Genomic DNA, 12,295 nt, shown 5'->3' on the forward strand with positions numbered 1-12,295 from the left:
AGATTCGCCGCGGCATCGCGGGTCTCACGGTGGATCAGCTCAACGCGAAGCCCGCGGGAGGGGAGACCAACTCGGTCGCCGTGATCGCGACCCACGCGCTCGCGAGCACCCGCTCGTATATGAGCATCGCGGTCGGCGCGCCGCCGCTGCCTCGCGACCGCCCCGCCGAGTTCCGGACCGTCGCCGCCGACGGGTTGGGCGGCTGGGTCGAGGACATGATCGGGCAGTGCCTCGGGCTGTTGGACGGCGTGACCTTCGACCCGTCCATCGAGGGGGTCCGGACCTGGACGCAGGACCCTACGGACGATCCGGTCACGGCCTCCTGGGCGCTCCTGTACGGGACCTCCCACCTGGGCGAGCACGTGGGCCACCTCCACATGACGCTCGAGTTGCTCCGCCCCGCAGACTGAACCCCCCGGCCCTCGAAGGGATACGTCCCTAACCGAGGCCGTCCAGGTACATTTGCGAACCCTCGGGCAGCGCAGCGCTATCCAATGGGGCACCAAGGACACCGAACGGGCGAGACGAACGCTCTCCCAGCCCAGGGGTCTAGGCTTTGTTCATGGACGCAAGACAGGCTCCGGACGTCTACGACGACGAACCTTGGGAGCTGGCCGCCGCATACCGCGTCACCCTCTGGGAACACCCCGCTAGGCCGCCCAAAATCGACCAGCCCACGCGTGGTACGCCGGGCCCAACTGTCCGACCAGTCCCGGTGCCCTTCCCGGGGGCGCCCATGGGGTGGGAGGAGATGACGTTCGAACTTGCTGGTACTCAGGACGTTCGCGAGGTGATCCAGTGGGCGGAAACGACGCTCGCGTCGGGCGAGGGTCCGGCAAGCCGTCGCGGTGTTCCAGTACAAGACCGAGAATACGTGGTCTACGCGAAGGCGCAGAGTGAGGGTCGTTGGCTGCACGTCGCGGGCTGGACCCCAGTGCTGCCGTCGGATTCCCCGTTGAATCTGAGACGCCTCAGGTAACATTCGCGAACACTGGCGCACTTGAGCGGCCTCTCGCTGCGTCCCGACGGGTGAGAGGATGCTCGGACCTGGGTATCGAGTTCGCTTTGCGCCTGGCCGACGGCACGAGTCCCGTCACTCTGCAGGATCCCAGCGGCGGAACCTTCGATGCCGCTGGAGATTTCGATGGCGTGCTCTTCAGATCGAGGGACCGGCTTGAAGTGCTAGGCAAGGCTGATCCCTACGGGGACATCGTGTTCACCAACGACGAGGCAGAGGAGATGCCCGGATGCCGTAGATAACAACCCCGAGACGGCTCTCGGGGAACGCGCTCGTCGTCGCAGATCGAGCTTTGGATGAATCGGGACTTGGCAGGCACTTCCGCGTCGATGAAGCCCGGTGAGCTAGCCGCGTCGATCCCGCGCTGCCGAGAACTGTCGTCAACGGGCCGTCCTTCGACTAGCCGGCGAGCGGTGGGTCGCTCTCCCTCTTCCTGCGTGCGAGCGGCCCGTCTGATGTGGAGGCACCCCGCATCAACGCATCGCTGAGGTCCGTCGTACGTGGGCCGATCGCGGGCAACGACCGACCCGGGGCGCTGGCGTACTGTTCTGAGCATGCGCGACCTGCCCACCGGCACGGTGACGTTCCTGTTCACCGACATCGAGGGGTCGACCCGGGTGCTCCAGGAGCTCGGGCGCGACGGGTTCGTGCGCCAGCTGGACCGACACGCCGAGATCGTGCGTACCGCGATCGCCGAGCAGGGAGGCGTCGAGATCGGTACCGAGGGCGACTCGTTCTTCGTCGCGTTCCCGACGGCGTCGGGCGCGCTGCGAGCCGCCGTCGCGGCGCAACGAGCGCTCGCTGCGCAGGCCTGGTCCGACGGCGGCCCGATCAGGGTCCGCATGGGACTGCACACAGGCGAGGGCGTGCCGGGCGGCGACGACTACGTCGGGATCGATGTGAACCGAGCCGCCAGGATCGCAGCGGCAGGCCACGGCGGCCAGATCGTGGTGTCGGAGGCCACCCGCGTCCTCGTCGCGGACGAGGTGCCCGACGGGGCGACGTTCCGGAGTCTCGGGCTGCACGAGCTGAAGGGCCTCGAGCATGCTGAGCGCCTGCACGATCTCGTGATTGACGGCCTGCGCTCCGACTTCCCTCCGTTGAGGACACGGGCAGCCCGCAGGAACAACCTGCCGCCGCGTCGAAACTCGTTCGTCGGCCGAGCACGCGCGATGGCCGACATCGAGAGACTCCTGGGTGAGACGCGACTGCTCACGCTGACCGGCCCGGGTGGTACCGGGAAGACCCGGCTCGCGCTCGAGGCCGCCTCGACGTTGCTCGACCGGTTCCCCAACGGCGTGTTCTTCGTGGACCTCAGCCCGCTGACCGATCCCACGCTCGTGGTCCCAGCGATCGCCGGGGTGCTCAAGGTGCGAGAGGCGGCCGGTCGAGATCTCGCCGACGGCCTTCGCCGGCACCTGGCGGATCTCGACGTGTTGCTCGTGCTCGACAACCTCGAACAGCTCGTGGACGGCAGCTCGGCGATCGGCGACTTGCTCGACGCGGCGCCCAGGGTGACGGTGCTGGCGACCAGCCGCATCCCGCTACACATCTCGGGCGAGCATGAGTACCAGGTGGCCCCTCTGGAGCTTCCCGCGCACCAGCAGCGTGGCGATGCCGCGCGACTCGGCTCATCGGAGTCCGTCAGACTGTTCGTGGACCGTGCAGCGTCGGTCCGTTCGGACTTCACGCTCACCGAGGCGAATGCTCCGGCGGTCGCCGAGATCGTCGAGCGGCTCGACGGGCTGCCACTCGCCCTGGAGCTCGCCGCCAGCCGGCTCCGCGTGCTCGACCCTGCGGCCTTGGCCAATCGGCTCGAGCGTCGGCTGCCCCTGCTGAAGGGCGGTGCCCGAGACCTGCCGGCGCGTCATCGCACGCTCGAGGAGACGATCCGCTGGAGCCACGACATCCTCGAACCCGACGAGCGGCGACTGTTCGCGCGGCTGTCGGTCTTCGCGGGAGGTTGGACGCTGGACGCCGCAGAGGTGGTCTGCGGCGGCGACGATATCGACGTGCTCGAGGGGCTCGGCACACTCGTCGACGACAGCCTCGTGAGGCGCCGCGAGTTGGCCGACGGGTCGCTCCGGTTCTTGATGCTCGAGACCATCCGGGAGTTCGCCTGGGAGCGCCTCGAGGATCCGGGCGAAGTCGGGATACTACGAGAGCGGCACGGTCGATACTACGGGTCCCTCGCAGAGCGCGTCAGTGTCGCACTCGAGGGCCCGCGGGGCAACTGGCTGGAACTATTGGACGCGGAGCAAGAGAATCTCCGAGCCGCCCTGTCATGGTTCCACGAACGATCCGACCACGAGGCCCTGCAGGCAATTGCAGGCTCGCTCGGCCACTACTGGATGGATCGTGGCCTCCTCAGTGAGATGCGGACTTGGCTTGAGAGGTCGCTCGAGTCGGGTGCCAAGGGCAGCTACTACGCACTGGTACTGATTCGACTTTCCGGTGTGGACTATCTCCAAGGCCGATACGAGGACGCTCGCACGAGAGCCGAAGATTCGCTTGCGGAGGCCCGAGGCACCGGCGACCTCGCGAGTGTCCAGCGTGCGATGGCACATCTAGCGAACGCGCTTGAGGCCGAGGGATTCGTCGAAGAGTCGTGGAACCTAGAGAGGGAAGGCGCTGAGATCGCGCGGAGCCTCAAAGATGAGCACCCGCGGATGCTGCTGGTAGCGCTGATCAATTTGGGGTATTCGGCCATGGTCCGTGAGATGGTCGAGGACGCGGTCCAGTACTCGGAGGAAGCCGTCGCGCTCGCTCTGGAGCTCAATGAATCTGCCGATGGAGCTGCGGCGCGGTGCAACCTCGCGTTGGCATTCATCGAGTTGGGACGCATCGAGGATGCCGCCGATGTGGGAGCCCAAGCAGTTGCTGCGGCAATCGATGCATCAGATCCCATCCTCGCAACGGACTGCCTGGAGGTCGTGGCCGCTGTCGAGACACGACGGGGGAATCACGGCTCCGCCGCGAGGCTGCTCGGGGCATCTGAAGCCCTTCGAGAACTAACCGGCTTTGAGTTGGAACCGTTAGAGCGTGCGCTGCACAACCGAACAATGGAGTTGCTCCGCCATGCACTCTCGGATTCCGAGTTGAGGGCAGCACAGATTGAAGGAGCTGACATGGACTTGAGAGATGCCTTCAGTGATGCGTACTGGTAGGGCCGGGAAAGATGTTCCTGCCTGACGCTGCCTTCTTCTCCCTGGGTCAGGGGTTCGACTCCCCTTGGGTCCACTGTCTAGTAGGTGAAATGCATACCGGCCCGACCGAGTGGGAAGCGGGGCATAGCAGATCGTCTCGCGGCAGTCCGCTCGCTCGCAGACCGCGCAGAGCTCGACGACGACATGGCACCGCGTGCAGGTGAGCACAGCTCGTTCATCACTTGGCACAACTACGGCTCCTCCTCGTCGGCCTCGTCATGCAGGTGCTGCCCGTGTGCGGCCTCGACCGCGTCCTCGCGCCTGAGGACCCCGATCAGCCGCCCATCGGACGTGGTGACCGGAGACGTCTGGAGGTCGTGGTCCGTCATGAAGTGGGCCATCTCCTCGATCGGGACATGCGGTCGGAACGTGCTAGGGCCTGGTCGCATGGCCTGCTCGACGGGCACGTCGCGACCCTCGCCGAGCTCCCGTTCGCGGAGCAGGCCGAGCACCACGCGCTCGTCGTTCACGACCACGCAGGCGTCCCATCCAGCAGCGCGCACACGATCGCGGACCGCCCCGATCAGCTCGTCCAGCCGGCACGTGGGCACGTCTGCACGGGCGACGTCGCCTGCGCGCGGACGCTCAGCGTTGGCGCCCTCGATCGGAAGGCCCGCGGCGAGCCAGTCAAGCTTCCCGTCCACGTAGTCGTAGACCTGGGTGAACCCGAAGCCCTCGAGCCGCCACGCGGCCCGTGGACTCAGGTCTCAGGCCGAATCCCAACAGTAGACGACGACCGGCCGGGTCGGATCGAGTTCTCCCCGGGCCTCCGTCTCGATCTTCCGCAGGGGAAGGTTGATCGCCCCGGGAAGGTGGTGCTCGCGAAATTCCTCGGCGCCCAGCACCTCGACCACCTGCGCGCCTCGGTCCATGAGGGCTCGAACCTCGTCTCGATCGTGCACCGCATGCGGCATGTACGCCTCCCGGGATCGCTGAGAGACTTCAGCCTACTGTGGGACCCGGTCGGGCCAAGGAGCTGGGTTGGGAGGTGGGTGGATCGTGGAACCGACACCGTGAGCCGGAAACCGCCGGCCGTCACATCCCCGATCGGGATCCTCTTCGACGTCGACGGGACGCTGATCGCCACCGGCGGGGCCGGGACTCGGAGCTGGCGCTGGGCGTTCGGGAAGCTCCATGGAATCCCGGCCGACATCGGCGAGTTCTCCGAGGCTGGAATGACCGATCCCGTCGTCGCCCGGAGGACGTTCCGAAGCGTCATCGGGCGCGAGCCGTCCGAGCGGGAGATGGCCCGACTCCTGGCTGCCTACCTCGAGCGGCTCCCTGAGGAGGTCGAGACCTCCCGCTCTTACCAGGTGCTCCCGGGAGCCGAGGAGCTCCTCCGGCGTCTCTGCGAGGGGGGACTCCTCCTGGGGATCGTGACCGGGGCACTCGAGGCAGCAGCGCACATCAAGCTCTCGCGCGCCCGACTCAACCGATTCTTCTCCTTCGGCGGGTATGGGTCCGATTCCGACGACCGGATCGAGCTCACCCGCCGGGCGATCGAGCGCGCGGGCTCGATCCTCGGACACAAGCTCGCGCCCGCGCGCGTCTACGTGGTCGGCGACACCCCGAAGGACATCGAAGCGGCCCGTGGCGTTGATGCCGTGGCCGTCGGGGTCGCCTCCGGCCACTACTCGAGCGAGGCTCTGAGCCGGGCCGGCGCGGACATCGTCCTGCCTTCCCTCCAGGAGCCGATGCCGGGCCTCGAGTGGGCTTGGACGACGGGCTAGTCAACACCCGTGCCGTGCCCTGACCGCCTCCTCAGCGACTCCTCACGCGTCGGTGTTGACGGGGTTGGGCGGGCCAACTACGTTCGAATCGGCGGCGGTCAAGTCCCTCCGACGCTCGGATCTGATGCCCAGAGGCGACGAGATGCAGGAGATGCAGCTGCTCGACGTCGAGCGGCGGCTCGAGCGGATCGAGCGACTGCTTCGCGCGGCCGCCGACGAGGCGAGAAGTGCGCGCACCGATCTCGGGCATCCGCATGGGCCGGGTGAACGCTGGGCGAGGATGATGTTCGCCGTGCTGGGCGAGGTCGATCGCCTCGGCGGTGAAGTATCCCGGCGACGGTTCCTGGAGATCGGCGAGAGGCACGGATACAGCCACCGGGGCATGGCCGGGTACTACCAGCAACTCGTGGAAGCGGTGCCGGGCTACAAGACGCGACTCACCGCGACCGGACGAGAGCGTCTGCGGCTCCTCCGTGAGCGCTACGGGGACAACGCGAGTCGTTGAGATGGTGAACGGGACATGCGTCGGCACGGCCTCGGCCACAGTCTTGCGCTCACTGTCGACGCTGGGCGATGGCGTCAGACCGAGTGGGCTCAATTCGGGATGGCGTACCTCAGGAACAGGTGTGATCCGTGGTTGGGGACACTCAGAAGGTCACCGGAGATCGACCGAGATGGAAGACGCTCGGCCCCCTCGACAAGGCCGGGTCGGCCGCCGATCACCGCGGGGTCTCCCTCCGAGAGCACGAAGCGATCGGCTTCGCTTCGCCCGCTGATCATCTGGCCGGAGTGGTCCTGGCCCGCAAGCGCAACGACCCCATCGAGGGACGCGACGAAGTTCGCATATAGGCGAGGTGCTTCGAACGCCGTCGAGCGACCGGCCGAACCAGCCTGGTCATCTGGGCCCGGGTGGTAAGCGAATGGTAAGTCTCTGAACTGGGAGTCTTTTCGTGCGAGCGTGACTTGGCTGGCCGCCAAGAGGTCAGGGGTTCGACTCCCCTTGGGGCCACTGTCTACCTGCGGAAATGGCAGATCCGGAGTCTGAGTGGTGTGAACGTCGGGTGAGCGCGCGAAGAGAGCGCTCTCACGTTCGAGCCTTCGTCCGGAGCCCGCGTGGACCGCGGGCGGGACCTCAGTCCCGGTCGAGACGGCCGTCGGCGATGCCGATCGTGCGGTCGACGGCGCCCAGCACGTCGGGGTCGTGCGTCGCGACCACGCAGGCGCCGCCGACCACGACCGCGTCGGCGAGCGTGCGGAGCACGGCGGCCGCCCAGCCCTCGTCCTGGTGAGCGGTCGGCTCATCGGCCACGATCAGCGGCGGCGCGAGCACCACGGCTCGCGCGACCGCGGTGCGCTGCTGTTCGCCGAGCGACGTCTCACGGGGCGATCGGTGCTGGAGCTCGGTGAGCCCGAGCCGATCGAGCAGGTCGTCGACCAGGGGACGATGCTCGGCGAGGCGGCGGGCCAGCCTGGCCGGGTACTCGACATTCTCCCGAACGCTCAGCTCGTCCATCAGGCCGAGGTGCTGCGGCACGACCGCGACCTCGGCCCAGACAGGGTCGGCGCCGCCCGGACGCTCGACGGTGCCACGGTCGGGCCGGTCCCATCCCGCCGCGAGGTTCAGCAGCGTCGTCTTGCCGGAGCCCGATCGCCCCACCACGCCGATCATCTCGCCCGCTCGCACGTCGATGTCGACCCCGTCGAGCGCGACCACCTCCCCCTGACCCTCACCGTAGGTCTTGTGGACCCCCAGCATCGTGAGTACCGGCTCGTCGTCCTCGTCGCCGAGCCAGGGACCGTCCGGCGTCACCGCCGCCGGCCATCGCAGCGCCGTCCACTCCGGGGTCTGCACCTTCGCTCGCCGGTGGGGCTCCGACCCGGCGACCACGCCGTGGTCCAGCGTCAACCGGTGGTCCGCGATCGCCATCACCGATCGATCGTGCGTCGCCAGGATGAACGTGACACCCCGCGAGGCGAGGTCGGCGATGCGCGCGAGCACCACATCGGCGGCCTCCGAGTCGAGCTCCGCGGTCGGCTCGTCGGTCACCACGATCGACGCCCCCGATGCCAGCGCCTGCGCGACCGCGACCCGTTGCTGCTCCCCGCCCGACAGCTCGTCGGGCAGATGGTCCAGTCGATGCTCGATGCCGAGCGCCTCAGCCGTCGCCATCACCTCCCGCTCCGCGGCTGCGACGGATCTCGATGCGAGCCGCAGGTGGTCGGCCACCGTGAGGTGCGCGAGCAGGTTGTCAGACGGTCGCTGGAAGACGTACCCGACCGCCGCCCGACGCAGGCGGCGCCGCGCGCGCGACGAGGCGTGCCCGATCTCGATGCCCATCACATCGATGGAGCCCTGGGTCGGGCTATCCAGTCCCGCGACGAGGCGTAGTAGCGAGGATTTCCCACTGCCCGACGGCCCCACCACCACCGAGACCCCTCCCCGCGGCAACGTGGACGTGACGTCGCGGAGCGCCCTGACCTCGCCGGTCGGCGTGCGGTAAGTGCGCACGACGCCTTCGAACCGTACCGCGTGCTCACTCGGCAACGCGCATCACCTCCGCCGTGGAGTCGCGTCGGGCCCCGCGATCGGTCACCGTTCCACCGACGAGCGCCGCGAGCGCGAAGCACGCCGCGGTGATCGCGAGCGCCGTGACGGGCACCACGATCACTGGGCCCGGAGGGATCGAGGGCAAGGGGTCGAGGCTCGGCACGATCAGCTCCACCGACACGACGCCCGCCATGGCCCCGACGAGGAGCGAGACGCCGAGCAGGACGCCGAGCTCGACGATCGACGCCGTGCGCATCGTCGCGCGGCGCATGCCCATGCGATCGGAGAGCGAGGTCGCGACCGCGCGACCGCGCTGCTTCGCAGACAGGTAGACGACCGCGACGACCACCAGCAGCGCCACGGCGGACAGGCCCAGCACCTGCAGCACGAGAAACGTCTGCACGGCCGCCTCGATGAACGGGATGTCCTGCACCTCCTCGGCGGTGAGCAGGAGCTGAGGTCTGACCTCGAGGGCATCGAGCGTGTCCACCACACGATCGGCCGGCCCGCGGACCCAGATCTCCGTCGTCGCGCGTGGCGTCGCCAGAGGATCCGGCAGATCATGGAACGCCTGGGCCAGCGCCGAGCCGTCCATCACCACGAGCGGTCGGCGATCCGACGACGTTCCGGGGAACGTGTCGGCGGTGCCGACCACCGCGACCGGGACGTCTTCTTGGCCGATCGTGAGCGAGGCGGGCTCGAGCCCGCCCCCGTTCGCCACGATCACCGGCACACCGTCGACCGCCGACGCCGTGAGCCGGTCGAGCAGGTCGGGCAACGGGTCGTCGGAGAACGCGTCGTTCCAGTAGGCGGCCGCGGCGAAGTCGCCGGGGTCGATCACGAGCAGGTCGTACCCCGCCTCGCCTCCGTCGATCGATCCCGCCTCCCGGAACCGGGTGATGCGGATCGCCGGATACGGGTATTCCTCGTCGGGCTCGGCATCGCTCGCGACCCGCACCTGCACGTCGCTGCCGACGAAGACTCGGGCCTTCGCGTCGACCGTCGACCGCAGGGACGCGACGGTGCCGAGCGCCGCCGCCGCCACCGACAGCGTGAGGATGCCGGCGACGAGGAAGAGCGACGTCAGTGCCGGTGCGGCCCGCAGCCGCCGAACCGCGAGCCAGGCCGCGCTCACCCCGGACCCACCGGCGCGCGAGGCGACCTGCAGCAGCGACCGCGCCACCCGAGCGCACAGGATGCCCGCGCCCAGCGCGAGCGCGAGCGGGAACAGGAAGACCGCAGGCTCCGGGCGCGCCACGCCTCCGGCGTCCACCACTCCACCTCGATCCAGTTCCCCGGCAAGCACCCAAGCGACGGCGAAGGCCGCGAGCTCCCAGGGCATCGCCGCCAGCACCTTCGTGACGCGGTGGCGGTGCTCGTGTCTCGCGACGAATGCAGCGCCCGACACCACGGCGACGATCGCGACCGAGCCCACGACCCCCGCCAGGGCTGCCACGGCAGCGGTCGAGCGCGTCCCGGCGGATACGGGCGCGTCGGGACCGACCGAGGCGAGGAGCATCGACGCCGACGCCCACCCGGCGAGCCCTCCGAGGGCTGCTGGCAGCACCGCCTCGAGCCCGGCCTTCGCGCCGAACGCGAACGGGCTCCATCCCCGGATCGTGAGCACGCCCAGCTCCACCCGCCGGCCGGCGGCAGAGAAGATGCCGGCGGCGGCCACCACTGCCAGGGAGATCGCCAGTCCGGCGACGAGAAGCACGACCATGGGGTCGCGCACCGCCGTGATGCGCTGCCGCACCTCCTGCACCACCAGGCTCGCGTTCTGCGTGATCGTCACCTCGCTCGCACCGCGCCGTGTGAACGTCCGGCCACAGCATCGAAGGGTCCCGTACAGGTCGCCGCCGGGGCTCGACCGGTCGAGGAAGCTACGCGTGAAGTCGGCGAGGTCCGAGGCCTGGGCCAGCGTGAGCGGCGGATCGACGCCGGCCGGCGCCTGCCACGCGAACGTCGCCCGAGGGAACCCCAGCGCCGCCGAGAGCTCGAGCACCTGCTCCGGCTCGGCCAGGATGAACTGCGGCGGGGCTGAACACCTTACGCCCGGACATGGGTAGATGTCGTCATCCCAGAACCGCCAGTAGCCCCGCCGTGGCTGGGTGTAGAGGCTCGCGTACACACCGTCGACCGGTACCCGCACCCGGGCCGACGGCGAGTGCAGCACGACCTCGTCGCCCGGTCCGGCGTCGAGAGGGTCCGCGACGATGTCGGGCAGCCACACGCCCGGCCCGTCGGCGCCCTCGAGCACATCGACGTGCGAGAGGGCGTCGGTGCCCGCGAACAGCCGCCCCTCTACGACGCCGGTGACGGGCGGCTCGCCCGCGAGGTCGGTCACCGATAGGACCCCGCCGAAGATCATCCGCTCCGTCGGATCGAGCAGGTCGCTGCGACCGGCCTCGGTTGTGAAGACCTCGCCGCGCCGCTCCCACAGCGTGCCCTTGCCATCGACGGCCGGCTGCGAGATGCCGACCTCGGTGCTGCGGTAGCCGATGCCCATGCCGTACGGGGTGACACCGGGATCGTCGATCGCGGAGGCGAGCAGCTCGTTCTCGGCCGCTGACAGGAAGAGCGGGAACGCGGCGGCGACGAGGCACACCAGGAACGCGCCGGCGGCCAGCGCTGCGAACAACGACCGGAACCGCAGCAGCACGGTGGGCGCCGCACGCCACACGGGGTTCCCTGACGGGGGAGGCATCGGAGACATGATGCGGTCTGCACGGGCCTCCCGACGATGGTCGAGGGCTCGGGCGGATCAGCGGGCGTGGCGGTGCGGGCGACACGGCAGTCGATCACGTGCTCTTCGTCGTGGCAGACCTGGACGCGAGTCGGGGGCTCTATTGCACCCGCCCTCGCCCCACTCGGCTACGAGGAACTTCACCTTCAGGACGACGGTGTCTCCTACGGGCCGAGGAACTGGACGACTTCACGATCTCCCGTGGGGACCCCGTGACCACAGCGGCGCATGTTGCGTTCTCCGCCGAGGGTCGGGACGGTCTTCGTGACCGGGATGTCGGGAACCGGCAAGTCGTCGGCTCTCGCCGAACTCGGCCGACGCGGTTATCGCGTCGTAGACACCGGTGATCCGGGCTGGCGCGAGTATCGCGAGTATGTTGAGTCCTCCGACGAGTTGCACCGCGGGGGGTGGAAAGGATCACAAGGCTGCTGGACTCCGGTGATGGTCGCTCGCTCTTCGTTGAAGGGTGCGTGAGGAACCAGTCGTAGTTCTACGACCGTTTCAACGCGGTAGTTTCGCACCAGACCGGAGGCCCGCTGCTTGGAAGGTGACGGTGGTGTTCGAGCAGCCACCGGCGACGTGAACCGCGCACGGCTGCGCGAACTGGGCTTCGAGCTCGGCGCTCGCGCCGAGACCGGCGTGTCCGACGAGGGTGCGTGGTTCGCGACGGCGCCGGACGGCGCGCCGGCGGTTCTCAAGTGGTTCCCCAACGAGACCGTCGCCGAGCGCTATGCGGTCCTGCTCCCCGGCCTCGACGAGCTCCGATCACGCGGCGTCCCGGTACCGGAGTACCCACACGTCCTTGTGGTCGACGGCTGGACGCTGTCGGCTCAGCAGGTCCTGCCGGGTGCGTCGGTCCGCAACCCGTCACCGGCGATGGTTGAGCAGGTGGTCGAGTGCGTCGCCGCCATGGCCGGCGTCGCCTGTCCGCTGCCGGCGCCGGACCTGCGCCCATGGGGTGAGTCCGTCGTGCACACGCTCACCGTCGGCGTGGACGGGTGGGCGATGCACGAGCCGATGCGTAGTGGGGGTCGACGCAGCGCGGCG

At 69.0% G+C, this 12,295-nt stretch carries 9 protein-coding genes and 1 tRNA gene; 6 read left to right on the forward strand and 4 right to left on the reverse strand.

The window, feature by feature from the left end:
• Both VFI59_11335 and VFI59_11340 read left to right on the forward strand, forming a co-directional pair.
• Positions 1-410 (forward strand): DinB family protein (locus VFI59_11335; protein ID HET6714289.1); only part of this gene is annotated, 410 nt, incomplete at its 5' end.
• A gap of 1,780 nt (positions 411-2,190) precedes the next feature.
• Positions 2,191-4,185 carry an AAA family ATPase gene (locus VFI59_11340; protein ID HET6714290.1) on the forward strand — a complete coding sequence of 665 codons (1,995 nt, stop codon included), beginning with the start codon at positions 2,191-2,193 and terminating at the stop codon, positions 4,183-4,185.
• A gap of 230 nt (positions 4,186-4,415) precedes the next feature.
• On the opposite strand, the gene VFI59_11345 is transcribed toward VFI59_11340, so the two are convergent.
• Together VFI59_11345 and VFI59_11350 are read right to left on the reverse strand one after the other, a co-directional pair.
• Positions 4,416-4,868, reverse strand: a complete 453-nt coding sequence (locus tag VFI59_11345) for a CBS domain-containing protein (protein ID HET6714291.1) — start codon at positions 4,866-4,868, stop codon at positions 4,416-4,418.
• Positions 4,869-4,931: 63 nt separating this feature from the next.
• Positions 4,932-5,138: a rhodanese-like domain-containing protein gene (locus VFI59_11350; GenBank protein ID HET6714292.1), complete on the reverse strand. Its 207-nt coding sequence runs from the start codon at positions 5,136-5,138 to the stop codon at positions 4,932-4,934.
• Between the two features lie 99 nt (positions 5,139-5,237).
• Between VFI59_11350 and VFI59_11355 the strand changes: the two genes are divergently transcribed.
• The 3 genes from VFI59_11355 to VFI59_11365 all read left to right on the forward strand — a co-directional run bounded on the left by VFI59_11355 (position 5,238) and on the right by VFI59_11365 (position 6,963).
• Positions 5,238-5,954 (forward strand): HAD family hydrolase, encoded by a 717-nt coding sequence (locus VFI59_11355; GenBank protein ID HET6714293.1) that lies wholly within the window; start codon positions 5,238-5,240, stop codon positions 5,952-5,954.
• Positions 5,955-6,078: 124 nt separating this feature from the next.
• On the forward strand, positions 6,079-6,459 hold the full coding sequence (locus tag VFI59_11360) for a hypothetical protein (GenBank protein HET6714294.1): 381 nt from the start codon (positions 6,079-6,081) through the stop codon (positions 6,457-6,459).
• A gap of 407 nt (positions 6,460-6,866) precedes the next feature.
• A tRNA-OTHER gene (locus VFI59_11365) sits at positions 6,867-6,963 on the forward strand.
• 123 nt (positions 6,964-7,086) lie between these two features.
• Here the strand turns inward: VFI59_11365 and VFI59_11370 are convergent.
• Positions 7,087-8,499: an ATP-binding cassette domain-containing protein gene (locus tag VFI59_11370; GenBank protein ID HET6714295.1), complete on the reverse strand. Its 1,413-nt coding sequence runs from the start codon at positions 8,497-8,499 to the stop codon at positions 7,087-7,089.
• Positions 8,489-11,209 carry a hypothetical protein gene (locus VFI59_11375; protein HET6714296.1) on the reverse strand — a complete coding sequence of 907 codons (2,721 nt, stop codon included), beginning with the start codon at positions 11,207-11,209 and terminating at the stop codon, positions 8,489-8,491. Before VFI59_11375 ends, VFI59_11370 begins: the two co-directional genes overlap by 11 nt.
• 618 nt (positions 11,210-11,827) lie before the next feature.
• On the opposite strand from VFI59_11375, the gene VFI59_11380 reads away from it, so the two are divergent.
• Positions 11,828-12,295, forward strand: a 468-nt coding sequence (locus VFI59_11380; protein ID HET6714297.1) for a hypothetical protein, incomplete at its 3' end; no start/stop codon positions are given.

It is taken from the genome of Actinomycetota bacterium (genome assembly GCA_035697485.1).
Lineage (GTDB): Bacteria > Actinomycetota > UBA4738 > UBA4738 > HRBIN12 > JAOUEA01.

Coding starts and splice junctions, on each gene's coding strand:
- VFI59_11350 (HET6714292.1), bottom strand. CDS start 5,138: ATGCCGCATGCGGTGCACGATCGAGACGAGGTTCGAGCCCTCATGGAC.
- VFI59_11340 (HET6714290.1), top strand. CDS start 2,191: ATGGCCGACATCGAGAGACTCCTGGGTGAGACGCGACTGCTCACGCTG.
- VFI59_11375 (HET6714296.1), bottom strand. CDS start 11,209: ATGCCTCCCCCGTCAGGGAACCCCGTGTGGCGTGCGGCGCCCACCGTG.
- VFI59_11360 (HET6714294.1), top strand. CDS start 6,079: ATGCCCAGAGGCGACGAGATGCAGGAGATGCAGCTGCTCGACGTCGAG.